Genomic DNA, 24789 nt, shown 5'->3' with positions numbered 1-24789 from the left:
ACCGGTCAGGGGTGCAGAAGCCGACCGGTCCAGGTGACGAGGTCGGAGATCAGCGGTGAGTCGGCGGCGACGAGGCCCATGTGGTCCCGGCCGGCGTAGGTGCGGTAGTCGACGCGCTGTCCGGCCGCCGCCAGCCCCGCGACGTAGCCGTCCTGGATCGCGAGGGTGACCAGCGGATCGCTCGCCCCCTGCGCGAGCAGGACCGGCATCTCGAAGGGTCCGGTCGGGGTGTTCTGCGCCAACCGCCGCCCGAGGCTGCCGCCGGTGGGGTCGCGGGCATAGATCGGCCGGTCCCGGTCGATCGACAACGCATCGAGCACGGATACGAACAACCCGGGCTCGGCCAGGCAACGGGTCGCCATCTCCCGCACCAGGATCCGCGCCGACGGGATGACGTAGTCGTCGAGGTCGACGTCCGGGTACGTCCGCGCGTACGCCTCGATGACGAACGACGCGAACACCGACCCGCCGCGTACCTGCGGCAGATGCCGGGTCAGCGCGAGCGTGTCGGCCGCCGGCGCCATCGCCGCCACCCCCGACAACGGCACGTCGGGCGCGTACGTCGGCTGGATCTGGGCCGTCCAGAGGGCGGCGTGCCCGCCCTGGGAGTGTCCCCAGACGACGGTCTCGGCGGCCAGGCGCAACTGGTCCAGTTGCCGGGCGGCCCGCACCGCGTCGAGGACCGCGCGGGCCTCGCCCTGACCGATCAGGTACGGCTGCGGCCCGGCGGTGCCGAGCCCGGTGTAGTCGGTGGCCACCAGCACCCGGCCCGGCCCGAGAATCCGGTCGAGGGCGGGCAACGCGCCCGCCGTGAAGGGGGACGGGAGCAGGCTCGGCGCGCAGTTGGCCGCGTAGCCGGTCGTACCGTGGGCCCAGGCGATGACCGGACGCGGCGTGGTCGCCGGGGCCGCCGGCGCCACGACGAGGCCGCTGGCCACCGCCGGTACCCCGTCGTCGCGGGTGGTGGTGTAGAGGATCCGCCACGCCTTCGCGTCGGCCGGGACGTCCCGGCCGAACGGTTCGTGGCGCAACAGCACGCCGGGCCGGTCCGGCCGGTCGTCCGGCGCGGTGTAGAAGCCGTCGACGACCGGCGAGCCGGCGTCGATCCGGCCGGTGATCACCAGGGCGGCCAGCGCGGCGGCCGCGGCCAGCCCGGCGCCGATCGACCGCGACCAGCGCCGTACGCCGGTGGCGGCGCGACCGGGCCGGGCCGGACCGGCACGGCCGACCCTCCGCCCGACGGCGGCCCAGACCTGGGCCAGGCCGAAGAGGACGGTGCGGGCGCCGAACAGCACCGCCACCACGAGCAGGGTGACGTCGGGCCAGGCCAGTGCCAGCACCCCGAAGCCGATGTCGGCCGCCCCGAACAGCACCGCCGCCAACCGTTCGTCGGGTGTGCCCCGCCACGCCTGCAGGCACTTCACCGCGCCGGACACGAGAAGCGCGACCGCGACGACCCTGGGCAGCAGTTCGACCGCGGTGCCCACCCAGACGAGGACGGCCACGCCGAGGACGATCCAGCCGAGGCCGAGTGCCGCCGACGGTGCCGGGACCGGACCGTCCCGCCGGTGCGCGGTGAGGTCGGCGACACCGGACGCGAGACAGCTCAGGCCGACGTAGACCGCCAGCACGCCCACCGCGCTGAGCGGCCGGGTCATCAGCAGCAGGCCGAGCCCGGCGGCACCCAGTCCCACCAGGGCGGAGACCCACCAGGGCAGCCGGGCGGCGATCCTCGGCAGGAACCGGGTCCGGCGCGCCAGGCGGTGGCGAAGCGACGATTCACCCACAACCCACATTTACCGTACGTACGGGCACGACTACGTCACGCCACGCGGTCGTGCCCGTACGCGGCCCGCGGGTCAGCGACTGTCGGAGCCGGACGACTCGATCACCGCCCGGCCGGCCTCCAGCCGCGCCACCGGGACCCGGAACGGCGAGCAGGAGACGTAGTCCAGCCCGACCTCGTGGAAGAAGTGCACCGACTCGGGGTCACCCCCGTGCTCGCCGCAGACTCCGATCTTGAGCCCGGGCCGGGCGGCCCGGCCCTCGTCGACGGCGATCCGGACCAGCCGGCCCACGCCGTCGCGGTCCAGCGACTCGAACGGCGAGATGCCGAAGATGCCCAGTTCGAGGTAGCGCCAGAAGAACGCCCCCTCGACGTCGTCGCGGGAGAAGCCCCAGGCCATCTGGGTCAGGTCGTTGGTGCCGAAGGAGAAGAACTCGGCCGCCTCGGCGATCTGGCCGGCGGTGAGCGCCGCCCGGGGCACCTCGATCATGGTGCCGATCAGCACCTCGACGGCGTGCTCCCGGGTCACCTCCGAGATGATCTTCTCGGCCTCGACGCGTACGGTCTCCAGCTCCTGGACCGCCCCGACCAGCGGGACCATGATCTCCGGCCGGGGATCGCGGCCTTCGGCGACGAGCTGGGCGGCGGCCTCGGTGATCGCCCGCACCTGCATCGCGAACAGGCCGGGGATGACCAGGCCGAGCCGCACCCCGCGCAGACCCAGCATCGGGTTCTGTTCGTGCATCCGGCGTACGGCGGCCAGCAGCGCCTGGTCCTTGCCCGGGTCCTCGCCGCGCTCCTGGGCGACCGCGACGTGCACGGCCAGTTCCTCCAGCGACGGCAGGAACTCGTGCAGCGGCGGATCGATCAGCCGGACGGTGACCGGCAGCCCGTCCATCTCGCGGAAGATCTCCACGAAGTCGGCCCGCTGCAACGGCAGCAGCGCGTCCAGCGCCTCGTTGCGCTCGCTCTCGGTGCGGGCCAGGATCAGCCGCTCGACCAGCTCGCGGCGGTCGCCGAGGAACATGTGCTCGGTACGGCACAGCCCGATCCCCTCGGCCCCGAAGCGCCGGGCCCGCGCGGCGTCCTCGCCGGTGTCGGCGTTGGTCCGCACCCGCAGCCGCCGCACCTCGTCGGCGTGGCCGATGATCCGGTGTACGGCGACCACCAGCGGGTCGGTGCTCGTCGCCGGGTCGACCGAGCCCTCGAAGTACTGGACCACCTCCGACGGGCGGACCGGCACCTCGCCGAGGTAGAGGCAGCCGCTGGTGCCGTCGATCGAGACGATGTCCCCCTCGTTGACGACGTGCCCGCCGACGGTGAACCGGCCGGCCTTCACGTCCACGTCGAGGTTGTCGGCGCCGCAGAGGCAGGTCTTGCCCATGCCCCGGGCGACGACGGCGGCGTGGCTGGTCTTGCCGCCCCGGGCGGTGAGGATGCCCTGCGCGGCGATCATGCCCGGCAGGTCGTCGGGGTTGGTCTCCCGGCGGACCAGGATGACCCGCTCGCCCTGGCCGGCCAGCTCGACGGCCCGGGCGGAGGTGAAGACGACCCGGCCGACGGCGGCGCCCGGTGACGCGCCGACCCCGGTGGTGACGACCTCCGGCGAGCCGGAGAGGTCGAAGCGGGGGAACATCAGTTGGGCGAGCTGGGCGCCGTTGACCCGGTGCAGCGCCTCGTCGAGGTCGATCATCCCCTCGTCGACGAGGTGGTTGGCGATGTTGAACGCGGCGGCCGCCGTACGCTTGCCGACCCGGGTCTGCAACATCCACAGCTTGCCGCGCTCGATGGTGAACTCGATGTCGCACAGATCGCGGTAGTGACCCTCCAGGGTCGCCATGTTCCGCAGCAGCTCGTCGTACGACCGCTTGTCGATGCGTTCCAGCTCCTGCAGCGGGACGGTGTTGCGGATGCCGGCGACCACGTCCTCGCCCTGCGCGTTGGCCAGGTAGTCGCCGTAGATGCCCTGGTTGCCGGTCGCCGGGTCACGGGTGAAGGCGACGCCGGTGCCGGAGTCGGGGCCGAGGTTGCCGAAGACCATCGCGACGATGTTGACGGCGGTGCCGAGGTCGGCCGGGATGCGCTCCTGCCGGCGGTAGAGCACCGCCCGCTCGGCGTTCCACGACTCGAAGACGGCCCGTACGGCCAGGTCGAGCTGCTCGCGGGGCGGCTGCGGGAACTCCCGCCCGGTGTGCTTGGCGAAGATCTTCTTGTACGCCCCGACCAGCGCCCGCAGGTCGTCGGCGTCCAGGTCGAGGTCGTTGGTGGTGCCCTTGGCCCGCTTGGCGTCGTCGAGGGCGTGCTCGAACTCCTCGCCGGGCACGTCGCAGACGGTCTTGCCGAACATCTGGATCAGCCGACGGTAGGAGTCCCAGGCGAACCGGTCGCCGCTGCCCGGACCCCCGTCCGACGCCTGGCGGGCGAGCCCGGCCACGCTCTCGTCGTTGAGCCCGACGTTGAGGACGGTCTCCATCATGCCGGGCATCGAGAACTTGGCACCGGAGCGTACGGACACCAGCAGCGGGTCGGCGGGGTCGCCGAGCCGCTTGCCCATCGCGGATTCCAGCGCCGCGAGGTGCGTGGCGACCTGCTCGGCCAGCCCGTCGGGCTCGGCGCCGGTGGCCAGGTACGCCTTGCACGCCTCGGTGGTGATGATGAAACCGGGCGGCACGGGAAGCCCGAGGTTGGTCATTTCCGCCAGGTTGGCGCCCTTGCCGCCGAGTAGATCTTTCAGATCCTTGTTGCCCTCGGCGAACCCGTAGACGTATTTGTGCTTGGTCGTCGCCTTTTCCGCTGCCACCAGAGCCTCCCACGTGCGCCGGGACCGACACTTAACGAAGATTCAGCCGCTCTCCGTTACCCCGGAAGTCGAGTTTCGTATCAGGGAACCAATGGCCATTGGTGGGCGAAGGCTAAGCGACGCCGGGGTGACGTGGCAGCATTCGGTGACAATTGGCACACTGGTCGGCACTAACCGCGATTACTGCGGTTCCTGGAAGCGTTCCCACACGCACGTCCACGCACGCACGACCACATACGCAGGGAGAACACCCGTGTCGCCCGTTGCCCCCCGTCCCCGTCCCGTTCCCTCGAATGAGCTACCGACCTACGCCGATCTGGTGCCCGCACCGGTCAGCGTGGAGCCGGTCGGCGGGGAGCACTGGACCCTGACCGCCGACACGGCCGTCCACACCCACCCGGCCCCGGTCGCCGTCGCGGTCGCGGAGCACCTCGCCGCCGTGCTGCGCCGGGCGACCGGGCACCCGGTGCCGGTCGTGGCCGACGACGGCCCCGGCCAGATCCGGCTGCGCTTCGCCCGTGACGGGGTACCCGAGCACGGCGAGGGCTACCGCCTCGACGTGACCGCCGACGGCGTCACCGTCGCCGCCCGTACGGCCGCCGGCCTGTTCCACGGCACCCAGACCCTGCGGCAACTGCTGCCCGCGCAGGTGGAGGGCGGTGCCGCCGGCCCCGGCCCGTGGACCGTGCCCGCCGGGCGGGTCGTCGACCACCCCCGGTTCGCCTACCGGGGGGCGATGCTCGACGTCGCCCGGCACTTCCGGCCGGTCGCCGACGTGCTCCGGTTCATCGACCTGATCGCCCTCTACAAGATCAACCACCTGCACCTGCACCTCACCGACGACCAGGGCTGGCGGATCGCGATCGACAACTGGCCCCTGCTCGGCGAGTACGGCGGCGCCGGCGAGGTCGGCGACGGGCCCGGCGGCCACTACAGCAAGGCCGACTACCGGCGGATCGTCGAGTACGCCGCCACCCGCGCCATCACCGTCGTCCCCGAGATCGACGTACCGGGGCACACGAACGCCGCGCTGGCCGCGTACGCCGAGCTGAGCCCGGACCGGACCTCCCCGCCGCGCTACACCGGCACCGAGGTCGGTTTCAGCGCGCTCGCCGTGCACAGCGAGACCACCTACGACTTCCTGCACGACGTGTTCACCGAGATCGCCGCCCTCACCCCCGGCCCCTACCTGCACATCGGCGGCGACGAGGCGTTCAAGGTGCCGGCCGACGACTACGCCACCTTCATGGCCAAGACCCAGCCGCTGGTCGTCGCGACCGGCAAGACCGTGATGGGCTGGCACCAGCTCGCCGTCACCACGCACAGCCCGGGTCGGGTCGTCCAGTTCTGGGGTACGTCGGACAGCGACGACACCGTCACCGACGCCGTCCGGCGGGGTGCCCGGGTGGTGCTCTCCCCCGCCAACCGCGTCTACCTCGACATGAAGTACGCCCCCGACACCCCGGTCGGCCACGACTGGGCCGGGCTGCTGGAGGTACGCGACGCGTACGACTGGGACCCGGGCAGCTTCCTCGCGGGGGTGCCGGAGTCGGCCGTACTCGGCGTCGAGGCCCCGCTGTGGACCGAGTCGGTCACCACGATGGCCGAGGTCGAGCTGATGCTCTTCCCCCGCCTGGCGGCGGTCGCCGAGCTGGGCTGGTCACCGGCCGGCAGCCGGGACTGGACCGGGTTCGCCCGCCGGCTGGCCGCACAGGCACCACGCTGGACCGCCGCCGGTATCACCTTCCACCGCTCCCCGCAGATCCCCTGGCCGGCGGCCGGCGACGTTCCCTCGGCCGCCCAGGCACCGGCTCAGCCGCAGGCGACCTAGAGGGCTCAGCCCGCAGGCCACCCAGAGGCTCAGCCGCCGGCCGTCCTTTGAGGCTCAGCCGCCGGAGTCGTCGAGTTCGGCGCCGGCCGGGACGGCGGCGCTGTCCCGGTCGGCGAGCCAGCCGTCCGGCAGGTGCACCTTGCCCGGCGAGTTGGTCCGCCCGCGCGGCTGGCCGAGGACCGCGGTCGGGAACGGCTCGGTCGGGTCGAGCCGGGCGAGGAGGTCGTCGAGTTCGGCCAGGCTGGAGATCATCGCCAGCGACCGGCGCAGCTCCGAGCCGACCGAGAACCCCTTGAGATACCAGGCCACGTGCTTGCGGAAGTCGGTGCAACCGTCGCGCTCCGGCTCCCACCGGCCGCCGAACCACTCGACCAGGAGTTCGGCGTGCCGGCGCATGATCGCCGCCACCTGGCCGAGATCGGGCAGCACGGGCTTCGTCGCCGGGATGCCGCCGGGCACCTCCCCGACCGCGCGCCGGGCGTCGAACGCCGCCTCCAGGTCGGCGAAGAGCCACGGCCGGCCCAGGCAGCCCCGGCCGACGACCACACCGTCGGCGCCGGTGTGCGCGACCATCCGCAGCGCGTCGTCGGCCTCCCAGATGTCGCCGTTGCCGAGCACCGGCACGTCCAGCGCCTGCTTGAGGGTGCCGATCGCGTCCCAGTCGGCCGTGCCCGAGTAGCGCTGGGCGGCGGTCCGGCCGTGCAGGGCGACCGCGGCCACCCCGGCGTCCTGGGCGGCGAGCCCGGCCTCGACGTACGTCAGGTGGTCGTCGTCGATGCCCTTGCGCATCTTGACGGTGACCGGGATTCCGGCCGGTGCCGCCGCCTCCACCGCGCCGCGCACGATCCGGGCGAAGAGCCGGTGCCGCCACGGCAGCGCCGCACCGCCGCCCCGGCGGGTGACCTTGGGTACCGGGCAGCCGAAGTTGAGGTCGACGTGGTCGGCGAGGTCGCGTTCGACCACCATCCGCACGGCCGCCGCGGTGATCTCCGGGTCGGTGCCGTAGAGCTGGAGGCTGCGCGGGCGCTCGTCGGAGCCGAACGCGATCATCCTCAGCGTCTTCGGGTTCTTCTCGACCAGCGCCCGGGTGGTGATCATCTCGCAGACGTAGATCCCGCCGCCCTGCTCACGGCAGAGGCGACGGAACGCCACGTTGGTGATGCCGGCCATCGGCGCCAGCACGACCGGCGGCCACACCTGGTGTGGCCCGAGGGTCAGCGGGCGGACGGCGGCGGGGGCGGTCGTGGTCACCGTACGAGGATTCCACGTCGCACGCCCGACGACGAACCGGGCCGCCCCGGCCGAACTGGTCCGCCGGTGCCCGCCGGCCAGGGTGCTCCGCCGCCCGGCGGGGGTGGTCCCACCGCCCGCCTGGGGGCCGGGGCCGGGTCACTGTCGTGGCCCACAGCGAATTCGCTGTTCTCACACTGAATTCGCTGTGGGCCGCACGACCACCACTCCGTCGCCGGCAGCGCCGCCGGCCGGCGGCACGAAGCGCCGTGAGCCGGGCGGCGGCACGGACCGGCCTCAGCCCGGCCGGCGCGGGTCAGCAGCCGGGAAGGCGGTCGAGCAGGTAGCGCTCGACCTGGTCCAGGGACACCCGCTCCTGGGTCATCGTGTCGCGGTCGCGGACGGTGACGGCGTTGTCGTCGAGGGTCTCGAAGTCGACGGTGACGCAGAACGGGGTACCGATCTCGTCCTGCCGGCGGTAGCGGCGGCCGATCGCCTGCGAGTCGTCGAACTCCACCACCCAGCGCTTGCGCAGCGTCGTGCTCAGGTCGCGGGCCTTCGGCGACAGGTCGGGGTTACGCGACAGCGGCAGTACGGCGACCTTGACCGGCGCCAGCCGGGGGTCGAAGCGCATCACGGTCCGCTTGTCGACGCCGCCCTTGGTGTTCGGCGCCTCGTCCTCGTCGTACGCCTCGAGCAGGAACGCCAGCACGGCCCGGGTGAGGCCGGCGGCCGGCTCGATGACGTACGGCACCCAACGCTCCTGCTTCTCCTGGTCGAAGTACGACAGGTCGACGCCGGAGTGCTTGCTGTGCGTGGTGAGGTCGAAGTCGGTCCGGTTGGCGATGCCCTCCAGTTCGGAGAACTCGGTGCCGCCGAAGAGGAAGCGGTATTCGATGTCGACGGTCCGCTTCGAATAGTGCGACAGCTTCTCCTTCGGGTGCTCGTAGAACCGCAGGTTCGACTCGCTCAACCCGAGGTCGAGATACCAGTTCCAACGTTCCTGGAGCCAGTATTCGTGCCACTGCTCGTCGGATCCGGGCTCGACGAAGAACTCCATCTCCATCTGCTCGAATTCGCGGGTGCGGAAGATGAAGTTGCCCGGCGTGATCTCGTTGCGGAACGACTTGCCGACCTGGGCGATACCGAACGGCGGCTTCTTGCGGGCCGCGGTGGCGACGTTGTTGTAGTTGACGAAGATGCCCTGTGCCGTCTCCGGCCGCAGGTAGTGCAGGCCCTCTTCGCTCTCCACCGGACCGAGGTAGGTCTTCATCAGCCCGTTGAACATCCGCGGCTCGGTGAAGGTGCCCTTGTTGCCGCAGTTCGGGCAGTTCAGTTCGGCGAGCCCGGCCGGCGGCCGGCCCTGCCTGGCCTCGTACGCCTCTTCGAGGTGGTCGGCGCGGAACCGCTTGTGGCAGGACTGGCACTCGGTCAGCGGGTCGACGAACGCGTCGAGGTGCCCGGAGGCGGCCCACACGTCGCGGGACAGGATCACCGCGGAGTCGAGCCCGACGATGTCGTCACGCTGCTGCACCATCGTCTTCCACCACTGCCGGCGGACGTTCTCCTTGAGTTCGACACCGAGCGGGCCGTAGTCCCACGCCGATCGGGTGCCTCCGTAGATCTCGCTGGAGGGAAAGACGAAACCCCGGCGCTTGGCGAGGCTGACGATGGCGTCGATACGGTCGGCTGGCATGGTTCCTCCTACGCCGGCTGGCGGCCGGCGGGGACGTGGCACGACTAGGTGCGGGACGGTTCTGTTCGGGCGACGGTTCCGTTGGACAACGGATCTGCCGGTGCCGCGGTTATCGGCGCGGCCCACCGAGATTACTGGCCGATGCCGCAGACCTCGAATTCGCCCGTACCGGTGTTCTGCGCCAGCGACACCCACACCCGGCCGCTGCCGCCCTCGGCATAGGTGACGTCGACCGGCACCTCGAGTTCGTCGGTGATCTCCAGGTCGCCGACCTGGTAGTTGGTCAGCCTGGGTTCGGTGGCGAGCCGGGTGCGGAACCGCAGGATCGGCTCGCGCTGCTGCTCCCGCCGGCACAGCAGCGAGTAGGCCCGGTCGTAGTCCCCGTCGGTGACGGCGTCGAAGTAGTCGCCGACGACGGCGCCGGCCTGCTCGTTGAGCGCCTGCGTGCCGCTGACCGCCAGTCCCACGAACGCCACCGCGCCGCCGCCGCAGCACAGTGCCACGGCGAGCGCGGCGGCACCGAGACCCCACCACAGCCGGGCGGTCCGCCCCTCGGTCGGTGGCGCGGCGAACGGCGGCGCGACGCCGGGACCCGCCGGTGCCGCCCCGCCGGGAGGCACGGTCGATCCACCCTGACCAGCGGGTACGGCGTACGGCAGCGGCGGGCCCGCCGGTCCGGGAGTGGTCATGACAGCAAGGGTAATGCCCGTGCGCGCGCCCGGTGTGGCACGGCCGGTGCCGCCGACCCGCTTCAGCGGCCGGGGTTCGCGGCCCGGTCGCTCGTGCCGACCACGACCTCGCCGCCCGGGGCGGCGGTGGCCAGCGACTCGTACGCCGACGGCTCGTCGACCGACTCGGCCAGCAGCGGAATCGCGGTGATCTTGACATCGAAGTCGCCGAGGGCGCGACGGTACGCCCCGACCGACTCCCATTCGGTGAGCAGGCTCCAGTACGTGGGGTCGTCGAGGGCGCGGACGAGTTCGCCGCGCCGGTATCCGGGCCGGCGGGCGAGGGCGGCCAGGGCGGCGTGGGCCCGGTCGGCGAACGTCCCGGCGCCGTCCTCGTCGACGACGAAGCGGTTCAGCACCAGCAAGATGTCAGCCTCCTCGTAGCATGTGTCGGATGCAGCCTACGCACCGCGGCGTGCCCGCCCGACTCGCCCGGATCAATCCGACGGCGGCCTTCCTGGCGGCGCTGGCGCTCATGCTGGTCGGGCTTCTCGCGCCGGGCATCATCGGCGGCGGCATCCTGCTGGTGCTGGCCGCCGCCCTGGTGGCGCTGCTGGTCCTGACCTGGCCGATCCAGCCGCCGGGCACCCGCGTCCTCCGTCTGGCCGCCATAGCCCTGCTCCTGGCGGCAGCCCTCCTGAAGATCCTCTAATCCCGGTGATCCGCGTGATCAGGGACCGAGTCGCGCGTGTCGCCGGCGCGCCGGCCGTCTAGCTCCCTGATCACGACGATCAAGGGCGGGCCGGGCGGCCGTATGCACCCATGCGTTTTTGACAATCATTCTCATTGTCGTGAGAGTTGGGGCATGTTTGCACGCTCCACCCCCCGTATCGCCGCCACCTGCGCCGCCGCCCTGCTCGTGCTGGGCGGGGCTGCCGCGTGCGGCGACGACTCGTCGGCCGGTGCCGACGGCAACCGGATCGACGTCGTCGCCGCCTTCTATCCGCTCCAGTTCGTCGCCGAGCGGGTCGGCGGCGACGCCGTCGCCGTCACCAACCTCGTCAAGCCCGGCGCCGAGTCGCACGACCTCGAACTCAACCCGCAGCAGGTCGGTCAGCTCACCGACGCCAAGCTGGTGATCTATCTCAAGGGCTTCCAGCCCGCCGTCGACGAGGCGGTGACCCAGCAGGCGGGCGACCGGGCCTTCGACGTCGCGACCGCCGTACCGCTGCTCGACGCCGCCGCCGGCGGCCACGACCACGACCACGAGGGCGAGGACGGGCACGACGACCACGACCACGGCCACGGGGACGAGGCGAGCCCCGAGCCGCCGGCCGCCGAGGAGGACGGGCACGACCACGACAGCGGAGGCAAGGACCTGCACTTCTGGCTCGACCCGAGCCGGCTGGCCACCGTCGCCGACGAGTTCGCCAAGCGGCTCGGCGCGGCCGACGCCGACCGGGCCGCCGACTACACCGCCCGCGCCCAGGCGCTGCGCACCGAGTTGACCGCCCTGGACCAGGAGTACGAGCAGGGCCTGGCGACCTGCCAGCGCCGGGAACTGGTGACCAGTCACAGCGCGTTCGGCTACCTCGCCGACCGTTACAAGCTGGAGCAGATCGGCATCACCGGTCTCACCCCGGAGGACGAGCCGTCGCCGCAGCGGCTGGCCGAGGTGACCGAGGAGGCCAAGCTCCACGGCGCCACCACGATCTTCTTCGAGACGCTGGTCAGTCCCAAGGTCGCCGAGACGATCGCCCGCGAGGTCGGGGCACAGACGGCGGTCCTCGACCCGCTCGAAGGCCTCCAGGCCGGCAGCACCGGCGACTACCTGTCGGTGATGCGCACCAACCTGGCCACCCTCAAGCCCGCCCTCGGCTGCTCGTGACACCTGGACCGACCAGCCCGGCCACCCTCGACCCGCGCCACCGGGTACGGCCGGACGCACCGTACGGTGGTGCGGTGAGCACGGCGGTTGTCGACGTCCGGCACGGGGTGGTCGCCTACGACGGCCGCCCCGTGCTGCGGGACGTCTCCCTGACGGTGGCCCCCGGCGAGGTGGTCGCCATCCTCGGCGCCAACGGGTCGGGCAAGTCCACCCTGGTCCGCGCCATCCTCGGCCTGGTGCCGCTGACGGGCGGCACGGTCGACCTCTTCGGTACGCCGCTGCGCCGGTTCCGGCAGTGGCGGCGGATCGGCTACGTGCCGCAGCGGATCGGGGCGGGCAGCGGCGTACCGGCCACGGTCGGCGAGGTCGTCGCCTCCGGCCGGCTGGCCCGTCGGGGCGTACTGCGGCCGGCCGGGGCCGCCGACCGCCGGGCGGTGACGGCGGCGCTGACCGCGGTCGGGCTCGCCGAGCGGGCCGGTGACCCGGTCGCCACCCTCTCCGGCGGGCAGCAACAGCGCACCCTGATCGCCCGCGCGCTGGCCGGCGAGCCCGAGGCACTGGTCCTCGACGAGCCGACCGCCGGGGTCGACGCGGCCAGCCAGGAGGCGTTCGCCGAGGCACTGCGCGGATTCAACGCCGGTGGCGGGACCGTGCTGCTGGTCGCCCACGAACTGGGGCCGCTGCACCCGCTGGTCGGCCGGGCGGTCGTCGTACACGACGGTGGGATCGCGCACGACGGGCCGGTGCCGGCGCCGGCCGGACACCACGCGGTACCCGGCCACGACCACGTGCATCCGCACGCCGACGAGGAGCCGCCGACGGCCGGGACGTGGGGACGATGAGCCTCTTCCAGTACGACTTCATGATCCGTGCCCTGGTCGGGGCGCTCGTCATCGGGCTGGCCGCCCCCGCCCTCGGCATCTACCTCGTACAGCGCCGGATGTCGCTGATCGGCGACGGGGTCGGCCACGTGGCGCTGACCGGGGTCGGCGTCGGCCTGCTGCTCGACCGCTCCCCCGTGGTCACCGCGGTGCTGGTCGCGGCCGCCGGGGCGATCGCCATCGAACTGCTCCGCGAGCGCGGCCGCACCTCCGGCGACATGGCCCTCGCCCTGCTCTTCTACGGCGGCATCGCCGGCGGCGTGATGCTCGTCGGCCTGTCCGCCGACCGCAGCAACGCCAACCTGATGGCATACCTGTTCGGCTCGCTCACCACCACCAGCGCCCAGGACCTGTGGGTGATCGTCGGGCTGGCGGCGGCGGTCCTGGTGGCGATGGTGCTGCTGCGTCCGGCGCTGTTCGCCATCTGCCACGACGAGGAGTACGCCCGGGTGTCGGGGCTGCCGGTCCGGGCACTGAACCTGCTGATCGCGGTGACCACGGCGGTGACCGTGACGATCGCGATGCGTACCGTCGGGCTGCTGCTGATCAGCGCCATGATGGTCGTACCCGTGGCGGCGGCGCAGCAGGTCACCCGGGGCTTCAAGGCCACCATGGCCCTCGCGATGGCGCTCGGCCTGCTCAGCGCCGGCTCCGGCGTCTGGCTGGCCGCGCAGGCCAACACCGCGCTCGGCGCGACGATCGTGGTCCTGGCGATCGCCGCGTTCCTCGGCATCGCCGTCGGGTCGGCGGTGTGGCGGTCGCTGCGCCGCCGTACGGCCCCCGCCGCCGCGCCGGTCGCCGAGGTCGAGCCGCCGGAAGTCGTACTGAAGCACTGACCCGGCGGCCATCCCGGTCGGGCTCGCCGACGGTGCCGGGCCGCGGCCCGACGACATTGGTTACCGTTACGGCATGACGACCGGGAACGGCTACGAGGCGTACGAGGGCGCCGGCGAACTCCTGCGCGCCCTGTCCGCTCCGATCCGGGTCGCCATCGTGACCGAACTGGCCGGCGGCGAGCGCTGCGTCCACGAACTCGTCGAGACGCTGGGCGCCCCGCAACCCCTGGTCTCCCAGCACCTGCGGGTGCTGCGCGGGGCCGGTGTCGTACGCGGCTCGCGGCGCGGCCGGGAAATCGCCTACGCTCTCGTCGACGAACATGTCGCCCACATCGTCGCCGACGCGGTCAGCCATGCTCGGGAAGCGCGGTGAACGCGCTACCGTCGGGCGTCGGCACCCCCACCCGTCACCGCCGCCACGGGACCGGTCGGAGCGAGGAGATGTCAACATGACCGGTGACGCCACCGCGACCCGCAACACCCGGCAGCGCAGCGCGGTCAGCGCCCTGCTCGCCGAGGTCGAGGGCTTCCACAGCGCCCAGGAACTGCACGGCATGCTCCGCGACCGGGGCGAGCGGGTCGGCCTGACCACCGTCTACCGCACCCTGCAGGGCCTTGCCGACGCCGGCGAGGTCGACGTGATGCGTCCGCCGGGCGGCGAGCACCTCTACCGCCGGTGCAGCGAGGGCCATCACCACCACCTCGTCTGCCGGTCGTGCGGCCGTACGGTCGAGGTCGAGGGGCCGGCCGTCGAGACGTGGGCGGAGCGGGTCGCCGCCCAGCACGGATACGCCGACGTGAGCCACACCCTGGAGATCTTCGGTACCTGCCCGGAGTGCCGCCGCTGACCCGCGCCGCTGACCCGCGCCGCCGGCCGGCACTGCGATGATCGTCTGCCGCACAGGCCGACGACACGCCGGGCGGACAACGCCTTAACCGCAAACGATCAGGGCTGCCCCGACACCGCCACGCGGCAGTGCTGCGAAACGGCACCGGTTGCGGCACGCTGTGCGGCGTGAAGATCTACGCTGACCGCTTCCCGACCGCCCTGCGGCAGTTCGTCACCGACGTACTCGTCGTCGTCTGGGTCTACGCCGCCGTCCGGGCCGCCATGTGGCTGCACGACCTGGTGCAGAAGCTCGCCGTACCCGGGCAGAAGCTGGCGGGGGCCGGCGGCGGCCTGGCCGACAACCTGGCCGACGCCAGCGGCAAGGTCGGCCGGGTGCCGATCGTCGGCGACGAGCTGACCGCGCCGTTCGAGCGGGCGGCCGAGGCGGCCCGCTCGATGGCCGACGCCGGTCGCGAGCAGCAGGACCTCGTCGGCGACCTGGCGCTCGCCCTCGCAGTCGCGGTGCTGATCTTCCCGCTGGGGCTGGTGCTCTTCGGCTGGCTGCCGCTGCGGGTGCGGTGGATCCGGCGGGCGACCGCCGCGCGGGCGCTGCGGACGGCGCCGGCCGGCCGGGACCTGCTCGCCCTGCGGGCGCTGGTCTCCCAGCCGCTGGGCCGGCTCACCCGGATCGACCCGGACGTGGCCGAGGCCTGGCGGCGCGGCGACGACGCCACAGTGGAGGCGCTGGCCGCCCTGGAGCTACGCGGCCTCGGCCTGCGCCCCGGCAAGCGCTGACCGGCCGCCGGTGGTAGACCTCACGGCCGTGGTACGGCGACGTCGGCCGGGTGGGTCCGTTCGACGAACCGGACCACGGCCACCCCGCTGGCCAGGACGAGCAGGGCCAGCGCAGGCGCGGTGACCAGTCCCGCGATACCGGACGGCAGCGGTCCGGCCGCGGGGATCAGCCCGGAGAACGCCTGATCGAAGGAGAGTTGCGCGACGACGAGCAGGGTGACGATCGGCAGCAGGAGCGCGAACACCCGTCGCCGTACGGGTGGCCGGCCACCGGCGACGGCGGGCAGGAGCAGTACGGCGACCACCAGGTACGTCGCCCCCGCCAACATGGCACTCCGGCGTAGGTCCAGGGTGAGCAGACCGCCGTCCCGTACCCAGAGCAGCGATTCCGCCATCGGCGCGGACGCGGCGACCACTCCGGCGCCGACGACCAGGGCCGTACGCCCGTGGCCCAGCAGTGCGGAGCCGGTCCGACGGCTCAGGGCGGCCACGCTCAGCACCCCGGCCAGCAGCAGCGCCAGAAGGATCGACCACCAGGCCAACTCGCCCGCCCAGCGGGACATCAGGACCAGGCGCAGCGCGTCGGCCGACACCCCGAACCACGCCGCCGCCGCTGCCACCAGCGGCCGGTTCGCAAGGATCGCCGCGACGACCGCGGCCCACACCACCAGGCACAGCCAGATCACCGGGGTCGGATCGGGGGCGGACATGTCGGTGCCGAACCTGAGCCAGCCGCCCAACTCCCAGGTCAGTGGCCGCAGGTGCCGGGCGAGGAGCAGCACCGCCCCCGTCAGGCCGAGAACCGCGAACGCCTCGCCCCAGCGCGAGCCCGACGCCCGTGCCCACCAGGTCGATCCTTCGCCGATGCCGCCCACCATGCGGTGACGATATCGGCGCCGCACGCCCGGCATCGGCCTTTCACCGGACGCGCGGCGCCACCGGTCAGTCGGCCGGCGGGATGCGGCGGCGGACGTCACGCACCGTGGCCGGTCCCGGCTCCCAGGCGGCCACCTGGTCGACGTCGGTGGCCGGGGTCACCACCCCGTCCTCCAGGAACGCGTACCGGCCGCCGAGGATCCGTTTCGCCGCCTTCACGTCGATCGAGTCGGTGTTGTCCCACAACTCGGCGAAGAGCCGTTCGGCACGCAGCCGGGCCTGCCGGCAGAACAGGTCGGCCAGTTCCATTCCCTCCGGCCGGGTCTCCCGCTCGGCCTTGGCCCGCACACAGGTCGCCGCCATCGCGAACAGTTCCGCGCCGATGTCGACGATCCGGGCCAGGAACGCCTGCTTACGCTCCATCCGGCCCTGCCAGCGCGACATCGCGTAGAACGTGGAGCGGGCGAGTTTGCGCGACGTCCGCTCGGCGTATCGCAGGTGGCCGGCGAGCGGGCCGTACTCGGCGTACCCGGTCGGGGTCTGGCCACGGCCGACCGCGAGGGTCGGCAGCCAGCGGGCGTAGAAGGCGCCGGCCCGGGCGCCGGCCCGGGCCTTGCGGGTCAGGTCGGCGTCCGGGTCGATGATGTCGCCGGCGACCGACAGGTGGGCGTCGACGGCCTCGCGGGCGATCAGCAGGTGCATGATCTCGGTGGAGCCCTCGAAGATCCGGTTGATCCGCAGGTCGCGCAGGATCTGCTCGACGGCGGCCGGCCGCTCGCCGCGGGCCGCGAGCGAGTCGGCGGTCTCGTAGCCGCGGCCGCCGCGGATCTGGACGAGTTCGTCGGCGACCTGCCAGGCGAGTTCGCTGGCGTAGAGCTTGACCAGGGCCGCCTCGATCCGGATGTCGTTGCGGTCGTCGTCGGCGAGCATGCAGCACAGGTCGAGCATCGTCTCCATGCCGTACGTGCTGGCGGCGATGAAGGACAGTTTCTTGGCGACCGCCTCGTGCTCGCCGACCGGGCGGCCCCACTGGACCCGTTCGGCGGCCCATTCGCGGGCCACGTTCAGCGACCACTTGCCGGCGCCGACGCACATCGCGGGCAGCGACAGCCGGCCGGTGTTCAGCGTGGTCAGGGCGATCTTGAGTCCCTTGCCGACACCGCCGATGACCTGGTCGGCCGGTACGAACACGTCATGGAAACGGGTCACGCTGTTCTCCAGGCCGCGCAGGCCGAGGAACTCGTTGCGCCGTTCGACGGTGATGCCCGGCGAGTCGCCCTCGACGACGAAGGCGGTGATGCCGCCCCGCTGCCCGTCGGTCGCCGGCACCCGGGCCATCACCACCAGCAGGGTGGCGACGGTGCCGTTGGTGGCCCACAGCTTGACGCCGTTGAGCTTGAAGCCGCCCTCGACGGGTTCGGCGGTCGCGCCGAGCCGGGCCGGGTCGGAGCCGACGTCGGGCTCGGTGAGCAGGAACGCGGACACCTCACCGGCGGCGAGTCGCGGCAGGAAGCGCTTCTTCTGCTCAACGCTACCGAACATCTTCAGCGGCTGCGGTACGCCGATCGACTGGTGTGCCGACAGCAGCGCGCCGATCGCCGGGCTGACCGAGCCGGCCAGCATCAGCGCCCGGCAGTAGTGCAGGTTGGACAGGCCGAGGCCGCCGTACTCCTCGTCGATCTTCATGCCGAAGGCGCCGAGCCGGCCGAGGCCGCGGAAGACCTCGTCGGGGATGCGGGCGTCGCGTTCGATCTGTGCGCCGTCGACCTCGGTACGGACGTACTCGCCGAGCCGGGCGAGGAAGTCGTCGGCCTTGGCCACCTGCTCCGGGTCCGGTCGCGGCCACGGGTCGATCAGGTCGAGCCGGAGCCGGCCGAGGAAGAGTTCCTTGCCGAAGCTGGGCTTGCCCCACTCGGTTTCCCGGGCTGCCTCCGCGACCTGCCGGGCCTCCTTCTCCGAGACCTGGCCGGCCTCCTTCGGCAGTGGCCCGGCACCGCCGTCGATCCCACCCGCCGCCGGGCGTTCGTCCTGCGTCGTCGTCACGGCAACCCCCTCCTCCGGGTACGGCTCAGCGTGCTGCTTCCCATCACGCTACTGACCGGTAATACCCAGGAAAGGGTCTGTTGATTCAGCATCTGAACAAGACAGCCATCCAGTGGTCGTCTGCTGTTCAGACAGTTCCGACTCGGTGTGTCGACCGCCTCAACAGCAGACGATCACCAATCCGACGCCGGCAAAGCCTGGCGTGGCCGATTCACCGGGTCGAGGTGGGGGCCTCCTCGTCGTCGAGGTCGTCCTCGTCCCCGTCGCCCCAGTTGCGTCGCAGGAACGGCAGGCCGGCCCAGTAGACGAGGAAGAAGATCGCGGTGATGCCACTGAGGATGAAGGCGACCGGCCGGGGCAGGATGAAGTCGGTGATCAGCAGTACCGAACTGACCATCGCGATCAGCATGAATCCCAGCCCACCGCTGGCGACGGCGTGGGCGTACCGGACCAGTTCCGGCTTGCGGCCCTGCCGGAACAGGGCCCGGTGGAACGCGACCGGCGAGATGATCAGCGCGGTGGCGCCGGCCGCGGACAACAGCGCCACCACGTAGACGTCCCGCTGGAACGCTGTGGTGTCCGGGAAGCCGCTGCTGAACGGCAGCGTCAGCAGGAAGGCGAAGAGAATCTGTACGCCGGTCTGCGCGACGCGCAATTCCTGGAGCAGGTCGGCGAAGTTGCGTTGCCAACGCTGTTTCTCGGTCTCCTTGGCCACCTGACGCCTCCCGTTACCCCGCCGATGACAACGCTCGTGAATGCCCCGGCGGAGGGGTGACGAAACAACCTCAGCTACCGCGCCTGATCCGGCCGGCGTACCGCCGCTCCAACTCCTCGTTGTGCGCGTCGCCGGCCGGGATGTTCGCCGACAGGTAGACCGGCGGGGTCTGCCCGGCGTCGACCAGCCGGCGCACCACCTCCACCACGATCTGCTGCGCCAGCAGGGCGGCGGTGATCGACGAGACCGCGCCGACCGCGCCGCCGCCGGGCAGTTCCAGGGTCGCGTCCCCGTACGGGGCACCGTTGTCGAGGACCACGTCGGCGAGGTCGGCGAGCTTGCGCCCGGACGGGTGCCGCGACTCGACGCCGGCCGAGTGCTCCCGCGAGGTGATCGCGATCAGGCCGTGGCCGCGCTCCTTGACGAGCTGGGCGAACTCCACGATCGCCCCGTTGACCCCGGAGTTGGAGGCGACGACGAAGACGTCGGCAGGGCTCACCGGCAGCAGGTCGAGCAGGCGGTGGGCGACGGCCGGGTCGCGTTCGAGGGTCGGCCCGAGCACGCTCGGCGACTCACCGCCGTGGATCACCACGTCGCGCAGCGCCACCCGGTTGGTGGGCACCAGTCCCCCGGCCCGGCCGGCGATCTCCATGGCGAGCGCCTCGGAGTGGCCGGTGCCGAAGGCGTGCACCACCCCGTCGGCGGCCAGCGCCGCGGCGATCAGGTCGGCGGCCCCTTCGACGGCTTCGCGCTGGCCGGCGGAGACCCGGTCGATCGTCGACCGGACGACGGACAGGTAGGCATCGGCGCTGAGGGTCATCGGTCCTCCGGGTTCATCGGTTGGCGGCGATCCAGTCCACGGCGAAGTCGACGGCGGCCCGCTGGCGCATCAGCCGGCACCGGGCGGCACCGACCTCGCCGAACCGGACCGCGCCGGTCCCGTCCAGGTCGGCGCCGAGCAGTTCGAAGTCGCCCTCGTCGAGGTCGACGTCGTCCCACCAGCTCCATTCCCGGCCGCCGGCGCCGGTCAGCACGGCCGCGCCGAGGCGCTCCCGGGGCGGGTCCGGCTGCCGGTATTCGGCCAGGTGCAGCGAGGTGTTGGAGTCGTGGCCGACGCCGAGCAGCAGCACGTCGGCGTCGAGGTCGTAGAGCCGGCCCAGCGGCGAGGCGTCGCCGAGCATCCCGGCCCGCGGGTGGTCGGCGACGAGGTCGCCGGCCCGGGCGCCGAGGGCCGCGAACGACACCTGCGGGTGGTCGCTGCGCCGGGCTCCCGGCGACGTACGCACCAGCTCGGCGAGCGCCCCCATCCAGCGGCTCGGCGTCACGGCCGGGTCGAAGCCCGGCATCTCGTCGCGGATGGTCGCCCACCAGTGCTCCGGTACGGGCGGGTTGCGCCAGTTCGCCGGGTCGGAGTTGTCCGGGGTGTGGGTCGGCACTACCAGGGTGCCGTCCGGGCCGAGCACGTCCCGCAGGGCCAGTACGACGGTCTGCGGGCCGCCGCACACCCAGCCGAGCGGGCGCATCGAGGCGTGTACGACGAGCACCGATCCGGGCCGTACGCCGAGCCGGACGAGGTCCGCGGCGAGCATGGCGCGGGTGAGCGGGGCCGCCTGGGTGATCTCCACTCCCGCCACGGTACGTCGGCTACCCGTACTGCTGTTTCGGCGGGTCCACCTGTCGCCAGGACTCGACCTGGAGGTAGGGGATGTCCTCGCCGTTGACCGGGTCGGTCATGACGCGGTCGGTGTAGCCGCCGACCACCTCGACCCAACTGTCGGCGGGCAGCCCGACCGGAACGTTGCCGCTCATCCCGAGTTTGATCGGCCGCCCGTCGGCGGCGCAGCAGGACAGGATCATCCGGGCCAGGATCGGTTCGCCGCCCGGCCCCTCGGCGAGGAAGCCGGTGAGCTGCACGGTCCGGCCGGTCAGCGAGGCGCCGCCGTCGAAGATCGCCCGGGACGCGTAGTCGAGCACGCTGATCTTCGCCGGGTCGCCCTCGGGCAGCGGCGGGTAGCTGTCGGCCCGCTGGCTGGATAGCGCGGTGCCGGCCTGGCCGGCGGCGAACGAGCCGAGCGCCGGCGGGGCGACCAGCAGCAGGCCGAGCACCGGTGCGATCAGCAGCCAGCCGACGCGCGGCTCGTGGTGCCCCTTGCCCCCGTGCTCGTGGCCGTGGTCGTCGTGCTCGTGGTCGTGCCCGGCGCCGGTGGTGCCCGGCCGGGGGCGCAGGTCGTGCAGCAGCGTCATCACCGCGACCGCGACCAGCAGGACACCGGAGGCGATCAGGAACGGCCGCAGCCCCTCCTTGACGTAGCGCAGGTACATGTCGGTGAAGCTGGCCTTGAGTACCGAGCCGCCGAGCAGCAGCAGCACCACGGCCTGGGCCCGCCGGTTCATCGCCGTCCTCCGCTCACAGCAGCACCACACCGACCCCGACGGCCACCAGTACGGCCACCACGAAGGTGGCCGGGGCGAACCGGAACGCGAACCGCCGGCCGAAGACGCCGGCCTGCATCGACACCAGCTTGAGGTCGACCATCGGGCCGACGACCAGGAATACCAGCCGGGAGGTCAGCGAGAACTGCGACAGCGACGCGGCGACGAAGGCGTCGGCCTCCGAGCAGATCGACAGCAGCACGGCGAGCACGGCCAGCACCAGCACCGACAGCACCGGGTTGTCGGCGACCAGTTGCAGCCAGCGCTCCGGCACCAGCACGTTGATGCAGGCCGCCGCCATCGCGCCGAGCACCAGGAAGCCGCCGGCGTGCACCACGTCGTGGCGTACGGCCGCCCAGAACGCCCGGCCCTTGGACATGCCGTCGAGTTCGGGTCGGTGCGGCAGCCGGATCCAGTCGGCGCGGCCCAGCCGCAGCCACAACCAACCCATGATCATCGCGACGACGATGCTGGCCAGGCCGCGGGCGACCACCATCTCCGGGCTGCCGGGAAAGGCGACGGCGGTCGAGGCGAGCACGATCGGGTTGATCGCCGGCGCGGCGAGCAGGAACGCCAGGGCGGCGGCGGGGGTGACCCCGCGCCGGATCAGCGAGCCGGCGATCGGCACCGCCCCGCACTCGCAGCCGGGCAGGACCACGCCGGCGGCGCTGGCCACCGGTACGGCCAGGGCCGGGTGTCGCGGCAGCGCCCGGGCCCAGAACGAGCGGGGCACGAAGACCGCGATCACGGCCGAGAGCACGACGCCGAAGACCAGGAACGGCACCGCCTGCACCATGACCGAGACGAACACGGTCGTCCAGGTCTGCAGGCGCGGGCTGGAGATCGCGGTCGAGAGCGGCCCCCGGAAGACCACCAGCAGGAGCAGCAGCGCGGCGAGCACCTCGACCGAGCCGATCCGGTCGCCGAGGAGCGGGCGGCGCGGTGGTGGTCCGGGGTCGGGTGGGCCGCCGCCCGCCGGTCCGGTGCCGCTGGCGGGGCCGGCCCCCGTGGTGTCGGGGGCGGCATTGGCCGTGGTCACTGAAGGCTGGTCCCTTCACTACGGACGGTCGCGGTGGGGGCAGACCACCCTACCGCGCGACCAGGTGTCGGGGGCCACATCCGACCTCGGCGCTGTCGCGAAATCACCGTCGGTGCTAGCGTCGGCGCCACAACTTCATATCCGACAGGGGAGCGCACAGCGCTGAGAGTGCGGGACACCACCGCAGACCCTCGAACCTGATCTGGGTAATGCCAGCGCAGGGAGTTCGGTCGATTCTCCAGCCGCGCCACGACCGTCCGGTCGTGGCGTGCGTCTTGCCTGGTTCGCTCGAAGAACTGGGAGGCACAGCCATGACACAACCCACCGCCAGCCGCTGGCGTACGGTCGACATCGTCGTCGCGTCGGTGATCGCCGTCGCGTTCGGCGTCATCTTCTGGGCCTGGAACCTCGTGTGGAGCGCCACCGACCCCGCCTTCGCCTTCTTCCCGGGGGCCCAGGGCATCATCTACGGCATCTGGCTGCTGCCCGGCGTGATCGGCGGGCTGGTGATCCGCAAGCCGGGGGCGGCGTTCTACTGCGAGTTCCTCGCCGCGTTCATCTCGGTGATCCTCGGCAGCCAGTGGGGTGCCCTGGCCATCGTGCAGGGCGCCTTCCAGGGCCTCGGTGCGGAGGCCGCGTTCCTCGCGTTGCGTTACCGCTCCTTCAAGCTGCCGGTGGCCGTGGTCTCCGGCGCGCTCGCCGGCCTGGCCGCCGCGGTCTTCGACCAGATCCGCTACTACGCCGGCTACGACCTCGTCTCGTTCCGGATCCCGATGTTCGTCTTCACCGTGATCAGCGCCGCCGTGATCGCCGGTGCCGGCGGCTGGGCGCTGACCCGGGCGCTGGCCCGGACCGGGGCCCTGGATCGCTTCCCGGCCGGCCGCGAGCGGACCGCCGTCTGAACCGGATGCACCGATCAAGGACCGGGTACGCGGCGGCGCCCGCGTACCCGGACTCGGCCTGGACCGGCGACCCGGCACCCGGCGACCCGGCACCCGGCGGCCCGGTGGGGCGCCGGTGAGCACCGTCGAGCTGCGCGGCTTCGGGTGGCGGCACGCCGGCCGTAAGGCGTGGGCGGTCCGCGGCCTCGACCTGCGCGTCGAGCACGGCGAGCGGGTGCTGCTGCTCGGCCCGTCCGGGGCCGGCAAGAGCACCCTGCTCGCCGCGCTCGCCGGGCTGCTCGCCGAGGACTCCGGCGAGCAGGAGGGCACCGTCGAGATCGACGGGCTCGACCCGCGCAAGTCGCGGGAGCGGGTCGGCATCGTCTTCCAGGACCCGGAGAGCCAGCTCGTGATGGCGCGCTCCGGTGACGACGTGGCGTTCGGGCTGGAGAACCGGGGGGTGCCGGCCGGCGAGATCTGGCCCCGGGTCGACGAGGCGCTGCACCGGGTCGGTTTCCCCTACGACCGGGACCGGCCGACCGCCGCGCTGTCCGGCGGCGAGCAGCAGCGGCTCGCCCTGGCCGGCGTCCTCGCCCTGCGCCCCGACCTGCTGCTGCTCGACGAACCGACGGCCAACCTCGACCCGGCCGGCGCGGCGCTGGTACGCGACGCGCTCGATCGCGCGGTCGGCCGGGACACCACGATGATCCTGGTCGAGCACCGGGTGGCCGACGCGCTGCCGCTGGTCGACCGGGTGGTGGTGCTGGCGCCGGCCGGCGGCGTGACCGCCGACGGCGCACCGGATCAGATCTTCGCCAGCCACGGCGACACGCTGGCCGACGGCGGGGTGTGGGTGCCCGGCCGGCAGGTCCCGGCCCGCCGGGCCACGACGGCACCCGGCGACGTGCTGCTCACCGCCGGGGCGGCCGGCCTGCCGCCCCGCCTGGCACCGACCGACCTGGCCGTACGCGCCGGCGAGGCGGTCGCCGTACTCGGGCCGAACGGGGCCGGCAAGTCGACGCTGGCGCTGCTGCTCGGCGGGCTGCTCCGGCCGGGGACCGGGCAGGTGGTGGCGACGCCGGCCCTGGCCGGTGCCGACCACCGCCGGCCGCCGCACCGCTGGCGGGCACCGGCGCTGACCCGCCGGATCGGGTCGGTCTTCCAGGACCCGGAGCACCAGTTCGTCACCGGCACGGTCTTCGACGAGCTGGCGCTCGGGCCGCGCCGCACCGGCGCCGCTCCCGCCGCCGTCAAGTCCACCGTGGACACTCTGCTGGCCCGGCTGCGGCTGGACCGGCTCGCCGGCGCCAACCCGTACACGCTCTCCGGCGGCGAGGCACGACGGCTGAGCGTGGCGACCGCGCTGGCCACCGCACCGCGCCTGCTGGTGCTCGACGAGCCGACGTTCGGCCAGGACCGGCGTACCTGGATCGAACTGGTCGACCTGCTCGCCGGCCTGCGCGACGCGGGGCACGGCGTCGTCGCGGTCACCCACGACGCCGACTTCGTCGCCGCGCTCGCCGACCGGACCGTCCAGGTGGCCCCGGCGGTGCGGCGGTGAC

23 protein-coding genes and 1 riboswitch are annotated in these 24789 nt (G+C 72.8%); of the genes, 10 read left to right on the top strand and 13 right to left on the bottom strand.

The features are described from left to right. Positions 1–5: 5 nt before the first annotated feature. Together QCD66_RS07620 and ppdK are read right to left on the bottom strand one after the other, a co-directional pair. Positions 6–1787, bottom strand: a complete 1782-nt coding sequence (locus QCD66_RS07620) for a lipase family protein (RefSeq protein ID WP_375734312.1) — start codon at positions 1785–1787, stop codon at positions 6–8. 72 nt (positions 1788–1859) lie between these two features. Further along, complete coding sequence (gene ppdK / locus QCD66_RS07615) at positions 1860–4586, bottom strand: pyruvate, phosphate dikinase (RefSeq protein ID WP_375734313.1); 2727 nt, start codon at positions 4584–4586, stop codon at positions 1860–1862. Positions 4587–4677: 91 nt separating this feature from the next. On the opposite strand from ppdK, the gene QCD66_RS07610 reads away from it, so the two are divergent. Continuing rightward, entirely contained in the window at positions 4678–6417 is a 1740-nt protein-coding gene (locus QCD66_RS07610) for a beta-N-acetylhexosaminidase (RefSeq protein WP_375734314.1), read from the top strand. Positions 6418–6471: 54 nt separating this feature from the next. Here the strand turns inward: QCD66_RS07610 and dusB are convergent, their stop codons facing one another. The 4 genes from dusB to QCD66_RS07590 form a co-directional block, all read right to left on the bottom strand. Continuing rightward, on the bottom strand, positions 6472–7668 hold the full coding sequence (dusB, locus tag QCD66_RS07605; protein ID WP_375734315.1) for a tRNA dihydrouridine synthase DusB: 1197 nt from the start codon (positions 7666–7668) through the stop codon (positions 6472–6474). A 295-nt stretch (positions 7669–7963) separates the two neighbouring features. Next, complete coding sequence (locus tag QCD66_RS07600; RefSeq protein ID WP_375734316.1) at positions 7964–9343, bottom strand: glycine--tRNA ligase; 1380 nt, start codon at positions 9341–9343, stop codon at positions 7964–7966. Positions 9344–9474: 131 nt separating this feature from the next. Then, positions 9475–10032, bottom strand: coding sequence for a hypothetical protein (locus QCD66_RS07595; RefSeq protein WP_357542754.1), 558 nt, complete (start codon positions 10030–10032; stop codon positions 9475–9477). A 62-nt stretch (positions 10033–10094) separates the two neighbouring features. Beyond that, positions 10095–10436 carry an antibiotic biosynthesis monooxygenase gene (locus QCD66_RS07590; RefSeq protein ID WP_357542752.1) on the bottom strand — a complete coding sequence of 114 codons (342 nt, stop codon included), beginning with the start codon at positions 10434–10436 and terminating at the stop codon, positions 10095–10097. 29 nt (positions 10437–10465) lie between these two features. Here QCD66_RS07590 and QCD66_RS07585 point away from each other — a divergent pair, with 29 nt between their 5' ends. The 7 genes from QCD66_RS07585 to QCD66_RS07555 all read left to right on the top strand — a co-directional run bounded on the left by QCD66_RS07585 (position 10466) and on the right by QCD66_RS07555 (position 15240). Beyond that, positions 10466–10723: a DUF6703 family protein gene (locus QCD66_RS07585; protein ID WP_375734317.1), complete on the top strand. Its 258-nt coding sequence runs from the start codon at positions 10466–10468 to the stop codon at positions 10721–10723. Between the two features lie 153 nt (positions 10724–10876). Then, positions 10877–11899 carry a metal ABC transporter substrate-binding protein gene (locus tag QCD66_RS07580; RefSeq protein WP_375734318.1) on the top strand — a complete coding sequence of 341 codons (1023 nt, stop codon included), beginning with the start codon at positions 10877–10879 and terminating at the stop codon, positions 11897–11899. Between the two features lie 74 nt (positions 11900–11973). After that, positions 11974–12741, top strand: coding sequence for a metal ABC transporter ATP-binding protein (locus tag QCD66_RS07575; protein ID WP_375734319.1), 768 nt, complete (start codon positions 11974–11976; stop codon positions 12739–12741). Next, positions 12738–13616, top strand: a complete 879-nt coding sequence (locus QCD66_RS07570; protein WP_375734320.1) for a metal ABC transporter permease — start codon at positions 12738–12740, stop codon at positions 13614–13616. Before QCD66_RS07575 ends, QCD66_RS07570 begins: the two co-directional genes overlap by 4 nt. 73 nt (positions 13617–13689) lie before the next feature. Next, a complete protein-coding gene (locus QCD66_RS07565; RefSeq protein ID WP_357542742.1) occupies positions 13690–13989 on the top strand; it encodes a metalloregulator ArsR/SmtB family transcription factor in 300 nt (99 codons plus the stop codon). A 76-nt stretch (positions 13990–14065) separates the two neighbouring features. Next, on the top strand, positions 14066–14464 hold the full coding sequence (locus QCD66_RS07560) for a Fur family transcriptional regulator (RefSeq protein ID WP_357542740.1): 399 nt from the start codon (positions 14066–14068) through the stop codon (positions 14462–14464). 167 nt (positions 14465–14631) lie between these two features. Next, positions 14632–15240, top strand: a complete 609-nt coding sequence (locus QCD66_RS07555) for a hypothetical protein (RefSeq protein ID WP_375734321.1) — start codon at positions 14632–14634, stop codon at positions 15238–15240. A gap of 20 nt (positions 15241–15260) precedes the next feature. On the opposite strand, the gene QCD66_RS07550 is transcribed toward QCD66_RS07555, so the two are convergent. From QCD66_RS07550 to QCD66_RS07520, 7 genes are all read right to left on the bottom strand, one after another. Further along, positions 15261–16118: a hypothetical protein gene (locus QCD66_RS07550; RefSeq protein ID WP_375734322.1), complete on the bottom strand. Its 858-nt coding sequence runs from the start codon at positions 16116–16118 to the stop codon at positions 15261–15263. A gap of 64 nt (positions 16119–16182) precedes the next feature. Next, positions 16183–18159: an acyl-CoA dehydrogenase family protein gene (locus QCD66_RS07545; RefSeq protein ID WP_407567053.1), complete on the bottom strand. Its 1977-nt coding sequence runs from the start codon at positions 18157–18159 to the stop codon at positions 16183–16185. Between the two features lie 211 nt (positions 18160–18370). Continuing rightward, positions 18371–18874: a DUF6328 family protein gene (locus QCD66_RS07540; RefSeq protein ID WP_357542734.1), complete on the bottom strand. Its 504-nt coding sequence runs from the start codon at positions 18872–18874 to the stop codon at positions 18371–18373. A 70-nt stretch (positions 18875–18944) separates the two neighbouring features. Beyond that, the gene (locus QCD66_RS07535) at positions 18945–19694 is read right to left on the bottom strand and encodes a sugar isomerase domain-containing protein (RefSeq protein ID WP_375734324.1); all 750 of its coding nucleotides are present in this window, start codon (positions 19692–19694) and stop codon (positions 18945–18947) included. A gap of 13 nt (positions 19695–19707) precedes the next feature. Beyond that, positions 19708–20499 (bottom strand): AAC(3) family N-acetyltransferase, encoded by a 792-nt coding sequence (locus QCD66_RS07530; protein ID WP_364209040.1) that lies wholly within the window; start codon positions 20497–20499, stop codon positions 19708–19710. 19 nt (positions 20500–20518) lie between these two features. After that, positions 20519–21268 carry a TIGR03943 family putative permease subunit gene (locus QCD66_RS07525; protein WP_357542728.1) on the bottom strand — a complete coding sequence of 250 codons (750 nt, stop codon included), beginning with the start codon at positions 21266–21268 and terminating at the stop codon, positions 20519–20521. 13 nt (positions 21269–21281) lie between these two features. After that, positions 21282–22223, bottom strand: a complete 942-nt coding sequence (locus QCD66_RS07520; protein WP_364209897.1) for a permease — start codon at positions 22221–22223, stop codon at positions 21282–21284. 259 nt (positions 22224–22482) lie between these two features. Next, positions 22483–22588: riboswitch (TPP riboswitch) on the top strand. 69 nt (positions 22589–22657) lie between these two features. On the opposite strand from QCD66_RS07520, the gene QCD66_RS07515 reads away from it, so the two are divergent. Both QCD66_RS07515 and QCD66_RS07510 read left to right on the top strand, forming a co-directional pair. Continuing rightward, positions 22658–23248, top strand: a complete 591-nt coding sequence (locus tag QCD66_RS07515) for an ECF transporter S component (protein WP_364209037.1) — start codon at positions 22658–22660, stop codon at positions 23246–23248. 115 nt (positions 23249–23363) lie between these two features. Further along, a complete protein-coding gene (locus QCD66_RS07510) occupies positions 23364–24788 on the top strand; it encodes an ABC transporter ATP-binding protein (RefSeq protein WP_375734325.1) in 1425 nt (474 codons plus the stop codon). Position 24789 lies beyond the last annotated feature (1 nt).

It is taken from the genome of Polymorphospora sp. A560, assembly GCF_045781765.1.
Classification (GTDB): domain Bacteria; phylum Actinomycetota; class Actinomycetes; order Mycobacteriales; family Micromonosporaceae; genus Polymorphospora; species Polymorphospora lycopeni.
The sequence above is the reverse complement of the archived record's forward strand: the minus strand, read 5'-3'. Positions and strand labels throughout refer to the sequence as shown.